The sequence below is a fragment of the Streptomyces sp. NPDC093600 genome (genome assembly GCF_044764755.1).
Classification (GTDB): domain Bacteria; phylum Actinomycetota; class Actinomycetes; order Streptomycetales; family Streptomycetaceae; genus Streptomyces.
In genome coordinates, this window is record NZ_JBIWIU010000021.1 from 1 (window position 1) to 14,003 (window position 14,003).

The 14,003-nt window shown below is 71.6% G+C and carries 13 protein-coding genes and 1 pseudogene; 5 read left to right on the forward strand and 9 right to left on the reverse strand.

The window, feature by feature from the left end; all coding sequences use genetic code 11:
- Positions 1–126 (forward strand): annotated as a pseudogene (locus ACIRB4_RS30895) (mandelate racemase/muconate lactonizing enzyme family protein); the annotation flags it as partial.
- 26 nt (positions 127–152) lie between these two features.
- Positions 153–1,121 (forward strand): hypothetical protein, encoded by a 969-nt coding sequence (locus ACIRB4_RS30900; protein ID WP_403295833.1) that lies wholly within the window; start codon positions 153–155, stop codon positions 1,119–1,121.
- A 115-nt stretch (positions 1,122–1,236) separates the two neighbouring features.
- Here the strand turns inward: ACIRB4_RS30900 and ACIRB4_RS30905 are convergent, their stop codons facing one another.
- The 8 genes from ACIRB4_RS30905 to ACIRB4_RS30940 all read right to left on the reverse strand — a co-directional run bounded on the left by ACIRB4_RS30905 (position 1,237) and on the right by ACIRB4_RS30940 (position 10,160).
- Entirely contained in the window at positions 1,237–2,121 is an 885-nt protein-coding gene (locus ACIRB4_RS30905; RefSeq protein WP_403295835.1) for a carbohydrate ABC transporter permease, read from the reverse strand.
- Complete coding sequence (locus ACIRB4_RS30910; RefSeq protein WP_403295837.1) at positions 2,118–3,086, reverse strand: carbohydrate ABC transporter permease; 969 nt, start codon at positions 3,084–3,086, stop codon at positions 2,118–2,120. Before ACIRB4_RS30910 ends, ACIRB4_RS30905 begins: the two co-directional genes overlap by 4 nt.
- On the reverse strand, positions 3,083–4,423 hold the full coding sequence (locus tag ACIRB4_RS30915; RefSeq protein WP_403295839.1) for an extracellular solute-binding protein: 1,341 nt from the start codon (positions 4,421–4,423) through the stop codon (positions 3,083–3,085). The genes ACIRB4_RS30910 and ACIRB4_RS30915 overlap by 4 nt, the downstream gene beginning before the upstream one ends.
- Positions 4,424–4,677: 254 nt before the next feature.
- Positions 4,678–6,207 (reverse strand): alpha-N-arabinofuranosidase, encoded by a 1,530-nt coding sequence (locus ACIRB4_RS30920; protein ID WP_403295840.1) that lies wholly within the window; start codon positions 6,205–6,207, stop codon positions 4,678–4,680.
- Between the two features lie 49 nt (positions 6,208–6,256).
- A complete protein-coding gene (locus ACIRB4_RS30925; RefSeq protein WP_403295841.1) occupies positions 6,257–7,267 on the reverse strand; it encodes an arabinan endo-1,5-alpha-L-arabinosidase in 1,011 nt (336 codons plus the stop codon).
- 197 nt (positions 7,268–7,464) lie between these two features.
- On the reverse strand, positions 7,465–8,721 hold the full coding sequence (locus ACIRB4_RS30930; protein ID WP_403295843.1) for a cation:proton antiporter: 1,257 nt from the start codon (positions 8,719–8,721) through the stop codon (positions 7,465–7,467).
- Between the two features lie 4 nt (positions 8,722–8,725).
- A complete protein-coding gene (locus tag ACIRB4_RS30935; RefSeq protein WP_403295844.1) occupies positions 8,726–9,211 on the reverse strand; it encodes a cation:proton antiporter regulatory subunit in 486 nt (161 codons plus the stop codon).
- 97 nt (positions 9,212–9,308) lie between these two features.
- Positions 9,309–10,160, reverse strand: coding sequence for a class II glutamine amidotransferase (locus tag ACIRB4_RS30940; RefSeq protein ID WP_403295846.1), 852 nt, complete (start codon positions 10,158–10,160; stop codon positions 9,309–9,311).
- Positions 10,161–10,678: 518 nt separating this feature from the next.
- On the opposite strand from ACIRB4_RS30940, the gene ACIRB4_RS30945 reads away from it, so the two are divergent.
- From ACIRB4_RS30945 to ACIRB4_RS30955, 3 genes are all read left to right on the forward strand, one after another.
- A complete protein-coding gene (locus tag ACIRB4_RS30945; RefSeq protein WP_403295848.1) occupies positions 10,679–11,080 on the forward strand; it encodes a hypothetical protein in 402 nt (133 codons plus the stop codon).
- Between the two features lie 148 nt (positions 11,081–11,228).
- Positions 11,229–11,819, forward strand: a complete 591-nt coding sequence (locus ACIRB4_RS30950; protein WP_403295850.1) for a carbonic anhydrase — start codon at positions 11,229–11,231, stop codon at positions 11,817–11,819.
- Positions 11,816–13,318: a SulP family inorganic anion transporter gene (locus tag ACIRB4_RS30955; RefSeq protein ID WP_403295851.1), complete on the forward strand. Its 1,503-nt coding sequence runs from the start codon at positions 11,816–11,818 to the stop codon at positions 13,316–13,318. The genes ACIRB4_RS30950 and ACIRB4_RS30955 overlap by 4 nt, the downstream gene beginning before the upstream one ends.
- Before the next feature lie 123 nt (positions 13,319–13,441).
- On the opposite strand, the gene tpg is transcribed toward ACIRB4_RS30955, so the two are convergent.
- Positions 13,442–13,999: a telomere-protecting terminal protein Tpg gene (gene tpg, locus ACIRB4_RS30960; RefSeq protein ID WP_403295853.1), complete on the reverse strand. Its 558-nt coding sequence runs from the start codon at positions 13,997–13,999 to the stop codon at positions 13,442–13,444.
- Between the last annotated feature and the right edge of the window lie 4 nt (positions 14,000–14,003).

Below are 14,003 nucleotides of genomic sequence, written 5' to 3' on the forward strand. Positions count from 1 at the left end.
CACACCCCCGGCCTCGGCATCGAACTCGACACCGACGCAGCAGCCGAACACCCCCAACAACAAGCCCGCTTCGACCTCTGGGCCGAAGGCTGGGAGCAGCGCAAGCCCCGCCCCGCCACCCGTTGAGCACCGCCGAACGCCCAGGAGGCCCCGTGCCCGACTCCCCCGACCTCCCACCGCGCCGACCGGGCGAGCGGATCCTCGGCCCGCTCGGCCTCGCCGCCCCGGCCCTCTCCCCCGAGGACGCCTCCCCGCACGCCTTCCCGGACGGGGGGCGGTGGCGCACCGAGATTCCCTCCGTCGAGGGTCCCGAGGCGCTGGACACGGTGCTCCGGGAGGCGGAGCGGCTCGACGTGCCCGTCCACCGGATCAGCCAGGGCAGCGGCGTCTGGATGCTCACCGACGCCGAGATCGAGGAGATGGCGAAGGCCGCCGCCGAATCCTCCGTGGAGCTCTGCCTGTTCACGGGTCCGCGCGGCACCTGGGACATCGGGGCCGCCACCCGGACCGACTCCCGGGGCGGCGGGCTGCGCGCCCGGGGCCATGACGCGGTCGCCGGCTGCGTGGAGGACGCCGTCCGCGCCACCTCCCTCGGGGTCAGGTGTCTGCTGGTGGCCGACGAGGGCGTGCTGTGGACGCTGCACCGGGCGCGTGCCGCGGGGCTGCTTCCGGCGGAGACGACCCTGAAGGTGTCGGCGCTGATCGGTCCGGTCAACCCCGCCGCGTACGCCGTGCACGAGCGGCTGGGGGCGGACTCGGTCAATGTGCCCAGCGACCTGACGCTCGATCAGCTCACCGAGATCCGCCGGGTGAGCGGGGCTCCGATGGACATGTACGTCGAGGCGCCCGACGACCTCGGTGGCTATGTGCGCATGTACGAGGTGGCCGAGCTGATCCGCCGCGGCGCTCCCCTCTATGTGAAGTTCGGTCTGTCGAAGGCTCCTTCCGTCTATCCGTCGGGGGCGCACCTGCGGGAGACCGTCCTGGCGACGGCGAGGGAACGGGTGCGGCGCGGCAGGCTCGTCCTGGACCTGCTGGCCCGGCACGGGGCGGACGGCGCCATGTCGCCCCTCGGTTCGCGTCTGCCCGGTCCGCTGCGCAGGTTCCCCGCGGACGCCTGACCCGCCGGGGGCGGAGCTCCTTCGCCCGGCGTGACGACGGCTCGACGCGCCACGGCCCGCGCCCCTGAGAGGGACGCGGGCCGTGGCGCGTCGTCGGTGCCCGCGACGGCGGTGGTCACTGACCGGCAAGACCGGTGTGCGCGATACCGCGCACGATCTGACGCTGGAACAGCGTGAAGACGATCAGCAGGGGCAGGCCCGCGATCACCAGCGAGGCCATCACCTGGGCGTACCGGACTCCGAAGCCGGACTGGACGTTGACCAGCCCCACGGGCAGGGTCATGGCGTGGGGGTCCGTGGTCACGAGGAACGGCCAGAGGAAGTTGTTCCACGTGGAGATGAAGGTGAAGATCGCGACCGCGGCGAGCACGGGTCGTGACAGCGGCATGACGATCGTCCAGAAGACCCGCCAGCGGCCGGCGCCGTCGACGAAGGCGGCTTCCTCCAGTTCGCGCGGCACGCCTTCGAAGAACTTCACCAGGATGAACACCATGGCCGGCACGGCGACCTGGGGCAGGATGACGCCCCAGTAGGTGTCGACGAGCCCCATGCGGACCATCTGGGTGAACAGCGGCGCGATGAGGACCTGGGGCGGCACCACGATCCCGGCGAGGACCAGGCCGTACAGCAGCCTGCGGCCGCGGAAGTCGGTGCGGGTGAAGCCGTAGGCGGCCATGGCGCACAGCACCACGGTGAGCAGGGTGGTGGCGCCGGAGACGATGAAGGAGTTGACGGTCCAGCGCAGCAGGGTGCCGGACTCCCACACCTTGGCGTACGCCTCGAAGGTGATCCGCGAGCCGATCCACTCCAGCGGCGTCCTGGTCGTCTCCCCCTCCGGCTTGAGCGAGGTGGCGACGGCCCAGAGCAGCGGCAGCAGCCAGGCGGCGGCCGTCAGGAGCGCGATGGCGAGCAGGACGATCCGGCCGGCGGTCCAGCGGGGGCGTCGGCCCTCGGCCGGTCCGGGGCGTCCGGCACGGTCACGGGCGGTGGCGAGGCTCACTTGCCGGCCTCCTCTTTGCGCCGGGCCAGCCAGGGCTGGACCAGGGAGACGGTCAGGACGAGGGCGAAGAAGATGTAGGAGACGGCGGAGGCGTAGCCGATCCGGTAGCCGGTGAAGCCCTGCTGGTAGACGTACTGCAGGATCGGCCGGGTGGAGTCGTCGGGTCCGCCGCCGGTCATCAGGTAGACCTGGTCGAAGATCTTCAGCGAGGCGAGGACCTGGAGCACCAGGACGAGGCCGGTGGTACGGCGCAGGAGCGGAAGGGTGATGAGCCGGAGCCGCTGCCACGCGCCGGCGCCGTCGAGCTCTGCCGCCTCGTACAGGTGCTGCGGCACGGCCTGCAGGGCGGCCAGGTAGAGCAGGAAGTTGAAGCCGACCGTCCACCACACGGTGGTCAGGACGATGGACAGCATGGCGTAGCGCTCGTCGCTCAGCCAGCCGATGCCGGGATCCAGGCCGACGGCCGTGAGGAGCTGGTCGGCCAGGCCGAAGTCCGGCGGGAAGATCATCTGGGAGAAGAGGAGGCACACGACGCCGGAGGGCAGCAGGAAGGGGGCGAACCAGCTGATCCGCCAGAGCCACTGGACGACGCGCAACTGGTGGGCGAGCAGGGCGAGGACGAGGCCGGCGGCCACGAGGGGGACGGTGGAGAGCACGGTGAACCACACGGTGTTCCACAGCGAGGACCACATCTGCGGGTCGGCCAGCGCCTCCGCGTAGTTGTCGAGGCCGACGTACTCCCCGCCCGTGCCGGTGATGTTCTCGCTGGTCACGCTCATGCCCAGGCCGCTGATCAGGGGCCAGACGAGGAAGAGGCCGTAGACGAGGAGAAAGGGGGCGACGAAGACGAGCCCGTGCTCCGTCCACCCGCGCCGGACGGCTCCCGGCCGCGACGCCGTACCGGCCGCGCGGCCCGTCCCGGCGGTCGGCCGCGCCGGGGCGGCGCTGGGGGTGAGAGTGGTCATGACGCGGCTCCGGGAAGGGGGTTGCGGGTGTCGAGAAGGCGTCCGAGCCGGAGCTTGGCCTCGGCCAGTGCCGCGCTGGGGGTGCGAGCGCCGATGAGGAGGGTCGAGAACACCTCACCGAGTTCGATCCACATCCGGGAAGCGGAGCCGGCGAACCAGGCGGGCTCGTCGAGCACCACGTCGTCGATGACGTCGCGGTACGCCGACTGCGGTTCGAGCGCGAGATAGGCGGGATCGGCCAGGATGGGCCGGTACGCGGGGACATGGCCGCCTGCCGCCCACTCCACGGAGTGCTTGAGCATCCAGGCGACGAAGGCGCAGATCGCCCGGTCCGTCGCCGCGTCGCGGTCGCGCTGGTGCGGCAGGACGAAGGCGTGGGAGTCGGCCTGGGTCGTGGCCCGGCCGAAGAGGGCGGGGACGCGGGTCATGGAGAAGGGCGTGCCGTTGGTGCGGAAGGTGGTCACCTCCCAGTCGCCGTTGAGGTGGAAGGCGGTGCGTCCCTGGCTGAAGATGCCCACGGAGGCGCCGTAGTCGGCGCGGCGGGCCCAGAGCCCCTCCTCCACGAGCGAGGCCATGAACTCCAGGACCCGCAGGGCCTTGGCGTCGTCGAGGGCGAGGCTCTGGCCGTCGGGCGTGAGCACCGCTCCGCCGGTCTGGGAGTAGAAGGTGGAGAAGAGCCGCCAGGGCGTGATGCAGTCGGGGCCGAGCGTCTCGGTGACGAGAGCGGGTGCCCCGGTGACCTTCTTGGCGGCGCGCAGCGCTTCGGTGAACTCCGCCGCGCCCTTGACGGTCTTGAGCCGGTCGCCGTCCATCAGGCCGGCCTCGCGGCAGATCTCTGTCTGGTAGTAGAGGACCAGCGGGTGGGTGTCGAGGGGGACGGCGTACTGCCTGCCGTCGATCTGCCCGCGCCGCCAGAGGTCCGGCGGGAAGTCGTCCGCGCGGATGCCGGCCTCGGCCAGCAGGTCGGGCGGGAAGGGGTCGAGCAGCCGGCCGGGCCCGAAGCCGGCGAGCCGGGCCATGTGGAGGGCGGCGACCTCGGGGGCGCGTCCGCCGGCTCCGGCCATGCCGAGTTTGGTGTAGTAGGGGGCGCCCCACTGGAGGGTGGTGGCCTCCAGTTCGATGTCCGGCCGGGCCGCGCGGAAGGCTGCCAGCATGTTCTGCATGTTGACGCCGTCTCCGCCGCCGAAGAGGTGCCAGAAGCGCAGCAGCGTGCGGCCGGACGCCGCGGCGGAGGGCGCCGCGCAGCCGGTGGCCAGCGGGCCGAGGGCGCCGGTGGCGGCGAGGGCGCCCAGGGAGCCGGCGAGCACACGGCGCCGGCTGGGGTGGGGTGTTTGCATAGCGGCTCGTCTTCCCAGGGTGCGGGGCGATGGGACCGGGGACGGCGCGGGGCCGCCCCCGCACAGGGCTTCACAGGGATCGGCGCGGGACCGCTCCCGGACAGGGGCTTCACACGGCCGGCGCGGGGCCGGGTGCCCGCGACGGGCCGAGGTTCCGGTGCCCGGCGGGCGGCTGCGACGGGCGTCGGCGTTCGGCCGGGACGGGTCCCGCCGTACGGAGAGGTCGGCGTCCGGCCGGCTCGTGTGGCGGGCCGTCAGGCCAGGCGGATCATGGTCCAGGAGAGCGGTTCGAGCGTGACGGTCAGCGCGGAGTCGGCCAGCTCCGCGCCCTCACCGGCGTGGGGCGTGACCCGGTCCGGCGCGTCGAGGGTGTTGCGGGCCTCCGGGTCGGCGTCGGCGAGGACGGTGTGCTCGACGATCCGGCCGAGGTCCAGGCCGTTGAGCGCGACGCGCAGCGGCAGCGGCCGCCGCCGGTCACGGTTGACGGCGAAGACGGAGATCGCGCCCGTGCGCGGGTCCCGGACCGCCGTCGCGTGGAGCAGGGGCACCTCTCCGTACGCCGCCGTCGAGTACGTCGGGGAGTCGACCCGTACGTCGAGCACTTCGCCACGGCCGTGGCGCGCGGTCTGCGCGAAGGGGTGGAAGGTCGTCTGGCGCCAGGCGGGGCCGCCCGGTTCGGTCATGATGGGCGCGATGACGTTGACCAGTTGGGCGAGGCAGGCGACGGTCACCCGGTCCGCGTGGCGCAGCAGGGCGATGAGGAGGGAGCCGAAGACGACGGCGTCGGTGACGGAGTAGTTGTCCTCCAGGAGCCGGGGGGCTTCCGGCCAGTCGAGCGGGCTGGCCCGCGACTCGGCCTCGAAGCGGCTCATGTACCAGACGTTCCACTCGTCGAAGGAGAGGTTGATCCTCTTCTTCGACTTCAGCCGGGCGCCCACGTGGTCGCAGGTGGCTACCACGTTCTCGATGAACGACTCCATGTCCACGGCGGATGCCAGGAAGGAGTCGCGGTCGCCGTCCTTCTCCTCGTAGTAGGCGTGCAGGGAGATGTGGTCGACGAGTTCGTACGTCTCCTCAAGGACCTTCGCCTCCCAGGCGGCGAACGTCGGCATGGCCTGGCTGGACGAGCCGCACGCGACGAGTTCGACGTCCGGGTCGATCTGCCGCATGGCGCGCGCGGTCTCGGCGGCGAGCCGGCCGTACTCCTCCGGCGTCTTGTGACCGGTCTGCCAGGGGCCGTCCATCTCGTTGCCCAGGCACCACAGCCGGATGCCGTAGGGCTCCTTGTCGCCGTGGGCGATCCGCAGGTCGGACAGCGCGGTGCCGGAGGGGTGGTTGGCGTACTCCTGGAGTGCGATCGCCTCGGCCACGCCGCGCGTGCCGAGGTTGACGGCCATCATCGGCTCCGCCTCGGGGCCGGCCTTCTTCAGGAACGCCATGAACTCGCTCAGGCCGAACCGGTTGGTCTCCGTGGACCGCCAGGCGAGGTCGAGGCGGCGCGGCCGGTCTTCGACGGGGCCGACGGAGTCCTCCCACCGGTAGCCGGAGACGAAGTTGCCGCCGGGGTAGCGGATGGCGGTGACGCCGAGTTCGCGTACGAGGTCGAGGACGTCGGTGCGCAGCCCCGTCTCGTCCGCCGTGGGGTGGCCGGGCTCGAAGACACCGGTGTAGACGCAGCGGCCCAGGTGTTCGACGAATGATCCGAAGAGGCGGGGGTTCACCTCGCCGACGGTGAAGGCCGGGTCGAGGGTGAAGCGCGCCGCGTGGGCCGGGGTCGGGGACATGGCTTCCTTTCGGGGTACGGGGTTCGCCCGGTGGCTGCGGGCGGGGTGATCAGCGGGCGAGCGTCGGCCAGCCGTCCGGGCCCCACGCGAGCGGGGCGAGGCCGAGCTTGGGCGTGCCGCCGTCCTGGGCGTCGTAGTAGTGGTGGACGAGGGTGTCGCGGCCCCGGTCGCGGAGCACCGACTGGCCGCCGGGCCCGATGTACCTGCCGTGTCCGGCGAGGAGGACGTCTCCGCCGCCCCGGGTCATCGGCGTGCCGTCGCGTCCGGTGTAGGGGCCGGTCGGTGAGGTGGACCGGCCGACCCGGATGTTGTAGGTCGAGTCGGTGCCGGCGCAGCAGCGGTCGTAGGAGACGAAGAGGTAGTAGTGACCGCCGCGGCGCACGATGGACGGCGCCTCGACCGCGTAGGGCGCGTCCGGCCGGGTGGCCAGGTGGTGCACGGCGGCTCCCGCGACCGGGCGGCCGGTGCGGCCGTCGAGTTCGACCATGCGGATGCCGGTCCAGTGGGAGCCGAAGGACATCCACAGCCTGCCGTCGCCCTCGACGATGCCGGGGTCGATGGCGTTGTACGGGTCGGCGGAGCCGCTCTCGAAGACCTTGCCCTGGTCGGTCCACGTTCCGGGCCGGCCGGTGGGGGACGTGGCGAGGCCGATGGCGGAGTGGTTGGAGCCGAAGGAGGACACCGCGTAGTAGAGCCAGTAGCGGCCCTGGCGGTGGACGATCTCGGGTGCCCAGGGGTCGCTCTCGGAGGAGTAGGCGCGCCACCAGGAGGGGAGGGCGGTGAAGGCCGATCCGGAGCGTTTCCAGTGGCGTCCGTCCGGCGAGGTGCGGGCCTCCAGTCCCCCGTGCGTGGAGTAGACGACGTAGGTGCCGTCCTGGAGCCTGATCGCCGACGGGTCGTGGACCTCGGTGTCGCCGGTGACGGGCAGCGGATCGGGGTAGCCGGCGCTCGGGGGTGGCGCGGGCGCGGCGATCGCCGCGGGGGCCAGGCAGGCGAGGACGGTGGCGCCGGCGGCGAGGAGGGTCGCGGTGCGACGGCGGGCGGGGCGGCCGAGGGGCATGGAGGAGCTCCTTCACCGAAGATGCGCACGGAGAGTTGTTCGAGATTACGAACAGTGATCGCTACTTCGGACGCGAAGCTAGACCGCCGGAAAGGGGCCGTCAATGGTTTGAGCAAAACTCCGAACAGCGTTCGAAATAGCGAACATTCGGAGGGGGCGCGGACCGCCCGGCCGGGTGGCCCCGACCGGGCGGGGGCTCAGGTCCGGCCTGCGGTGCCGTCCTCGACGGCCTCCAGCGCCTCGGGCATCGTCTCCCGGTCCACACCGCCGCCCGTCGGGACCACGGCCGCCCGGCTCCGGCGTCCGGTGAGCCAGGTGGCGACCGGTTCGGTGTAGCGGGCGGTGAGGGGGCCCGCGATGACCAGGACGAGGACGTACGCGGTGGCGAGCGGACCGAGGGCGGGTTCGATGCCGGCGGTGACGGCGAGCCCGGCGATGACGATGGAGAACTCGCCTCGCGCCACGAGCGTGCCGCCGGCCCGCCAGCGGCCCTTGACGGAGATCCCGGCACGCCGGGCCGCCCAGTAGCCGGTGGCGATCTTCGTACCGGTGGTGACCAGGGCCAGGGCCAGGGCGGGGAGGATCACGGGCGGGATGCTGGCCGGGTCGGTGTGCAGGCCGAAGAAGACGAAGAACACCGCCGCGAACAGATCCCGCAGGGGGCTGAGGAGGCTGTGCGCGCCCTCGGCGACCTCGCCCGAGAGGGCGATGCCGACCAGGAAGGCGCCCACGGCGGCGGAGACCTGGAGCTGCTGGGCGATCCCGGCGACGAGCAGCGTCAGGCCGAGGACCACGAGCAGGAGCTTCTCGGGGTCGTCGCTGGAGACGAAGCGGGAGATGTGGCGGCCGAAGCGGACCGCGAGGAACAGCACGAGCCCCGCCACCCCGAGGGCGATGGCGAGCGTGAGGCTTCCGGCGGCCAAGCTCACACCCGCCAGCAGGGCGGTGATGATGGGCAGGTAGACGGCCATGGCGAGGTCTTCGAGGACCAGGATGCTGAGGATCACCGGAGTCTCGCGGTTGCCGAGCCGCCCCAGGTCTCCCATGACCTTGGCGATGACGCCCGAGGACGAGATCCAGGTGACTCCGGCCAGTACGACGGCGGCGACCGGGCCCCAGCCGAGGAGCAGCGCCATGGCGGCGCCGGGCAGGGCGTTCAGGGCGGCGTCGACCAGGCCGGCTGGGTACTGGGTCTTGAGGTTGGAGACGAGGTCGCTGGCGGTGTACTCCAGGCCGAGCATCAGCAGGAGCAGGATGACGCCGATCTCGGCGCCGATCGCGACGAACTCCTCGCTCGTGCCCAGCGGCAGCAGCCCGCCCTCGCCGAAGGCGAGACCGGCGAGGAGATAGAGGGGGATCGGGGAGAACCGGAAGCGGCCGGCGAATCGGCCCAGCAGGCCCAGGCCGAGGATGATGGCCCCGAATTCGATCAGGAAGACGGCGGAGGAGTGCACGCGATCACTCCCGGCCGAGGATCGCGGCGGCGGCTTCGACGCCCTCGCGGGTGCCGATCAGGATCAGTGTGTCCCCACCCGCCAGGCGGAAGTCCGGAGTCGGGGACGGTATCGCCCCCGAGCGGCGCAGGATGGCGACGATCGAAGCGCCGGTCTCGGTCCGTATGCGGGTCTCGCCCAGCACCCGGCCGTTCCAGTGCGAAGCGGAGGAGAGTTCGATGCGCTCGGCCACCAGGCCCAGGTCGGTGGTGGAGAGCAGGTTCGGGCTGTGGTGGGAGGGCATCAACGCGTCGATCAGCGCCTCCGTCTCACGGGATGTCAGCTTCACCGAGAGCGCGCACTCGTCGGGATCGTCCCGGCGGTAGGCGTTCAGCGTCCGGGTCCCGTCCCGGTGGGCGACCACCGACAGCGGCTGCTGTTCGCGCGTGGTGAGGTCGTAGCGGACGCCGATGCCGGGCAGAGGTGTACGGCTCAGGCGAGGAACAGGCACGACAAACCCCCAGGTCCGGGCTGGTTCAGCGGTGAGGGGGCGTACCCGCGCGCCCCCCTGGCACCTTACCGGGACGCGCCGCCGGGCCACGAACGGTCTACAGCGCCGTCACGGAGTCCTCCGTCAGGGGGACGAAGGGTCTCAGGAAGTTCCCGCTGCCCCGGACAAGGCCGTAGGTGGACTCGGGGACCTCGAACCAGGCGCCCGGCAGTCCGCTGAGGGGTTCGGAGACGACGAGCCGGCTCTGGTCGGAGAAGTGGTCCAGGAACGTCAGGTCGGGGTGCAGCCCGCGGAGGGTCGCCAGTTCGGCGCTGTAGAACAGCGAGCGCGAGCGGCGCTCGCTGGAGTAGCGGAAGGCCCACAGCCCCTCCCCGTCCGTGACCGCGATCGTCATCTGGAGCGGGTACTCGACGCCGTGCTCCCGGCCGAGCGTCTCCACGTGGCCGGCCATCCGCGCCACGGCGGTGGGCGGGTCCTGGTCGAGCCCGTAGGTGAGGGCCAGGAAGAACATGACCTCGGAATCGGTCGATCCCTCGATGTCGGCGAACAGGGACGGGTCGATGCGCAGGCACAGGTCCCTGCGGAGCCGGTTGAAGTCGGTGATCGCGCCGTTGTGCATCCACAACCAGCGCCCGTGGCGGAAGGGGTGGCAGTTGGTCTGCTGGATCGCCGAGCCCGTGGAGGCCCTGATGTGGGCGAAGAACATGTGGGAGCGGACATGGGCGGAGATCTCCCGCAGATTGCGGTTGTTCCACGCGGGGCCGGTGTCGCGCACCACGGCCGGGGTGTCCATGCCGACGGTGTACCAGCCGATCCCGAAGCCGTCGCCGTTCGTGGTCTCGACGCCCATGCGGGAGTGCAGACTCTGATCGATCAGCGAGTGCGCCGGGCGGTACAGCAGGGAGTCGAGCAGCACCGGGGTACCTGAGTAGGCGAGCCATCGGCACATGCGGCGTTCCTTCCCTCGCCTCGTCCCCCATGACGCGTGGACCCCTCCATCATCACGCGCCGTCAAGGGTGATCGCCAGACAGCGCGGCCACCGGTGAAAGGGCGCCCGGGGGCGACCGGAGGACAAAGCCGAGCGGTGACATTTCGCCGGACGGGATATGCCGGCCGACTATCACGGGAGGCGGGGAAAGCGCCTATTTTACGGCATCCCCGCACCACTTCACCGGCTCGATCCCCCGTGCGAATGACAACAGGACCGTAATGGCCCTCATGGGATGGACCGACACCGATGGGGGATATAAGAATCGCATCAGCACCCGTCCCCGCCTGCACGGACACCGCACGCTCCCGGCCGGGAGCGTGCATCCGCGACACTTCTCCGCGCATGCATTTATCACGCATGGATTCGGCCGTCCGGACCGACACTTTCAGACTTTTCACACAGCGTTAACTCCACGGGCTTTTCCGGCTGTTAGCGTTCTTCAAGCCATTGACAGGAGTGTGAGAGGAGGCGCGAGATGCCAGCCACGGCGACCCGGTTCGTGGTCACCGTCCTGACCGCCCTCCTGTTGGCCCTGCAGTTCCCGGCCGTCGGCACCTCCCCCGCCTTCGCGCACGACGCCCCCGTGTCGGGCGTTGAATCCCCGCAGCGGCCCACGCCCGACGCGGCGGCGGAAGAGGTGCGGGACCACATCACGTGCGACACACCCGACGGCGACACGAACGGACTTCTGCCCGCGCGTGACCGGCACCGCAGCACGGCAGGTTCCACGCTCGACACTCCCTCCCGTTCCCTGCTGAGAGGCGCCACCGCCGCCGCGCGGCCGCACGTGGAACTCTCCCCGTTCGGCGACGCCCACCGCGTATCGAGATCCTCCACCGCTCACTCGCCGGCGGCCCTTCAGGTCTTCCGCTGCTGAGCTGATCCGCGGCGTCCACCGACACAGGTCCCACCCCGCCCGCACCACCGTGCGCGTGGACGTGGGGTCATGTCCACGTGGCCGCCCGCCCCCGTTCTCGTACGTACGCCGACGCGCCGGCAACGGCGCGCCAGGAGGAACCACTGGTATGCAGCCCCTCATCGAACACGCCCGATCCTTCCGTGAGCAGTCCGCCGAGCGTTCTGAGGAGTTCGCCCGTCTGGCCCAGGGCCAGTCCCCGCAGGTCCTGTTCATCACCTGCTCCGACTCCCGGGTCGTCCCCGCCCTGATCACCGGCGCCAAGCCCGGTGAACTCTTCGAACTGCGGACCGCCGGAAACATCGTCCCCCCGTACGCCTCGCAACAGCCCACGGGCGAGGCGGCCACGATCGAATACGCGGTGGAGGTGCTGGGGGTCACGGACATCGTCGTCTGCGGCCACTCGCACTGCGGCGCCGTCGGCGCGCTGCTGCGCGGCGACGACCTGACCGCCGTGCCCGCGGTGCGCGACTGGCTCGCGCACGCCGCTCCCCGCCCCGAAGGCACGGTCGAGGACCCGGCCGTCGCCGAGGCCGTACAGAACCACGTCCTCACCCAGCTGCTCAGACTCCGCTCGTACCCCTGCGTCGAGAAGCGCCTGGCGGACGGGCGGCTGCGGCTGCGCGGCTGGTTCTACGAGGTCCACACCGGAACCGTCCTCGCGCATGACGCGCGCACCGACTCCTTCGAGGCGCTGTGAGCACCGCCGTCGGTCGGCGAGGGAAGAGGTTCCCCCATCTGCGGCAGGACTTCATGGCCTCGCTGGTCGTGTTCCTCGTCGCCCTGCCGCTGTGCGTGGGCGTCGCCGTCGCCTCCGGTGTCCCGGCGGAACTGGGCCTGATCACCGGCATCGTCGGCGGTCTCGTCACCGGCATGATGCGCGGCAGCAGTCTCCAGGTGTCGGGACCCGCCGCGGGTCTCACCGTGCTGGTCTTCGAGGCCGTCCAGACGTTCGGACTGCCCGCGCTGGGCGTGATCGTGCTGACGGCCGGCCTGCTGCAACTGGCCATGGGCGCCCTGAAACTGGGGCGCTGGTTCCGGGCCATCTCGGTCTCGGTCGTCGAGGGCATGCTCGCCGGCATCGGCCTCGTCCTCATCGCCGGTCAGCTCTACGCGGCGGCCGGCGCCGAAGCGCCCTCATCCGGTCTCGGCAAGATAGCGGGACTGCCCAACGCTCTGATCGACGCCCTCGGAAGCACCGCGGCCCTCGCCTCTCTCGCCGTCGGGGCGGGGACCATCACGGTGATGGTGCTCTGGAACCGTCTGCCCAGGCGCCTGCGGGCCGTCCCGGGCGCGCTCGCCGCGGTCGTGCTGGCGACGCTCGTCTCGCTGGCGTTCGGCCTGCCGGTCGCCACGGTCGAGGTACAGGGGCTGCTGGGCGCCATCCAGCCGCCCGGGCTCGACGCGTTCGGCGAGCTGGCCACCCTGGGCATGCTCGGTACCGTCCTGGCGTTCACGCTGATCGCCTCCGCCGAGAGCCTGTTCAGCGCGGCGGCCGTCGACCGCCTGCACGACGGTCCGCGGACCGAGTACGACAAGGAGCTGATGGCCCAGGGCGCCGGCAACAGCGTGTGCGGGCTGCTCGGCGCGCTGCCGATGACCGCCGTCATCGTGCGCAGCTCCGCCAACGTCCAGGCGGGCGCGAAGACCAAGGCCTCCCGGGTCATGCACGGCGTGTGGCTGCTGCTCTTCGCGGCGCTCCTGCCCTCCGCCCTGGCGCTGATCCCGCTGCCCGCCCTCGCCGGCATCCTCGTCCACGCGGGCTGGAAGCTGATCCCGCTGCGGACGATCGTGCCGCTGTGGCGCGAGCACCGGGGCGAGGCGGTGATCCTCGTGGTCACGGCTGTGGGCATCGTCGCCGTGAACATGTTCGAGGGCGTCCTGATCGGCCTCGCCCTGTCCGTGGCCAAGACCGCCTGGGAGGCCTCGCACACCCGGCTTGAGGTCGTCGACAAGGGCGCGGGGCCCGTCCAGGTGTATCTGTCGGGCAACGCGACCTTCCTGCGGCTGCCGAAGATCCTCGACAGCCTGGAGGCCCTCCCCGAGGACCGTCCCATCAAGCTGGACCTGTCCGGCGTGCACCACCTGGACCACGCGTGCCGCATGGCGCTGGAGAACTGGGCGGCCCGCCACAGCTCCGCCGGTACGGAACCGGTCCATGTGACCGAGCTGTCGACGGTGAAGAGCGCGTCCGGCTGACACCGGGCCGGACGCGGGGGCCGCTCCTCGGCCCGTGGCCGACGCCTGCGGGCGTCCGGCCCGGGCCCGGGGCGGCCCTCGCGGCTTCGTGGAGCGGAGTCACAGTCGGCTTGGTGGACCTGCTCAGAGGTCGAAGTCGATGTGCTCCACGTCCGTGAAGCGCACCTCCTCCAGGCCGCCGGCGCGGCGGCCGCCGTCCTGGAAGTACACCTCCTTGAGGCCCTCGGCCGCGATCTCCCTGAGCCGCTGGTCGCCGGCCCCCTGCTCCTGCGCCTCGAAGAGGCGGGCGGCGTACCGCGGCGGGAGGGCCACCGTGAGATGACGGATCCGGTCCTGGTCGGTCGTACCGATCGGCGCGGTGTAGCCGAGCCGGGCCCGGGTGTCGATGACGATGCCGCCCGTGGTGGCCGCCGTCCGCCTGGCCTTGGCCCGGATCTGCGGCTGCCACCGCTTGGTCACCTCGCGCTCCAGGCGCTCGGCGAGGTCACGGCGGGGCTTCTTGATCTCGTCCTTCACATACCGCTCCACGGTGCGCTGGGACACCCGCAGCATCTGGGCGACGGCCCTGGTGCCCTTGAGCTGCTTGACCAGGTACCGCATGCGCGCGCCGGCCGACTTCGGGATCGGGCGGGTGAACGCCCGCTGCACCGCCTTCTCCAGGCCGTCCCCGAACATGCTCATCGTG

Bases quoted from the DNA above. Each gene is read 5' to 3' on its own strand.
- ACIRB4_RS30910 (WP_403295837.1), bottom strand. From the start codon at position 3,086: ATGACCACTCTCACCCCCAGCGCCGCCCCGGCGCGGCCGACCGCCGGG.
- ACIRB4_RS30940 (WP_403295846.1), bottom strand. From the start codon at position 10,160: ATGTGCCGATGGCTCGCCTACTCAGGTACCCCGGTGCTGCTCGACTCC.
- ACIRB4_RS30925 (WP_403295841.1), bottom strand. From the start codon at position 7,267: ATGCCCCTCGGCCGCCCCGCCCGCCGTCGCACCGCGACCCTCCTCGCC.
- ACIRB4_RS30920 (WP_403295840.1), bottom strand. From the start codon at position 6,207: ATGTCCCCGACCCCGGCCCACGCGGCGCGCTTCACCCTCGACCCGGCC.
- ACIRB4_RS30950 (WP_403295850.1), top strand. From the start codon at position 11,229: ATGCAGCCCCTCATCGAACACGCCCGATCCTTCCGTGAGCAGTCCGCC.
- ACIRB4_RS30945 (WP_403295848.1), top strand. From the start codon at position 10,679: ATGCCAGCCACGGCGACCCGGTTCGTGGTCACCGTCCTGACCGCCCTC.
- tpg (WP_403295853.1), bottom strand. From the start codon at position 13,999: ATGAGCATGTTCGGGGACGGCCTGGAGAAGGCGGTGCAGCGGGCGTTC.
- ACIRB4_RS30915 (WP_403295839.1), bottom strand. From the start codon at position 4,423: ATGCAAACACCCCACCCCAGCCGGCGCCGTGTGCTCGCCGGCTCCCTG.